Origin of the sequence: Weissella sp. DD23 (assembly GCF_001579105.1) — a bacterium.
GTDB lineage: Bacteria > Bacillota > Bacilli > Lactobacillales > Lactobacillaceae > Weissella > Weissella cibaria.
Genome location: NZ_KQ970472.1, coordinates 1 through 438 on the forward strand (window position 1 = coordinate 1; position 438 = coordinate 438).

Annotated in this window: 1 protein-coding gene; it reads left to right on the forward strand. The window is 46.3% G+C overall.

The genetic code is table 11. The features are described 5' to 3' along the window. Positions 1-438 (forward strand): FAD-dependent oxidoreductase (locus tag WEIDD23_RS12310; protein WP_242865530.1); only part of this gene is annotated, 438 nt, incomplete at both ends.

Sequence of the window (438 nt, forward strand, 5' to 3'; positions counted from 1 at the left end):
TACCTATGCGGCGAATGAGGTGATTGTGACAATTGGCATGCTTGCTAACACGATGACCGTTGGTGATGAAGTCACGATTGGTGTCAATCGCTCAGCAGTTGTTGATGAGTATATGTATACAACGAATCCATATATTTTAGCGGTTGGTGATGCAGCCACTTCAAAAAATCCCCAGTTGCAGGAAAATTGGTCCATCATGCACGCATCTGGTGCCGTGCGCCAAGGTATTTTGGCAGCTGAAAATTTGCTTGAAAAGCGGATTAGCTCACCGGGAAGCCAAGCGGCGTACGGTGTGAAATTATTTGATTGGTTCTTTATGCGGGTTGGCGTGACGGCTGATAGTGCCCGCTTTGTGAACCGCGCAGTTGCTGAGTATGTTCTTGAGACGGATCAAGTGGCTGACTATATGGTAGCTGATAATGATAATGCTCATATTTG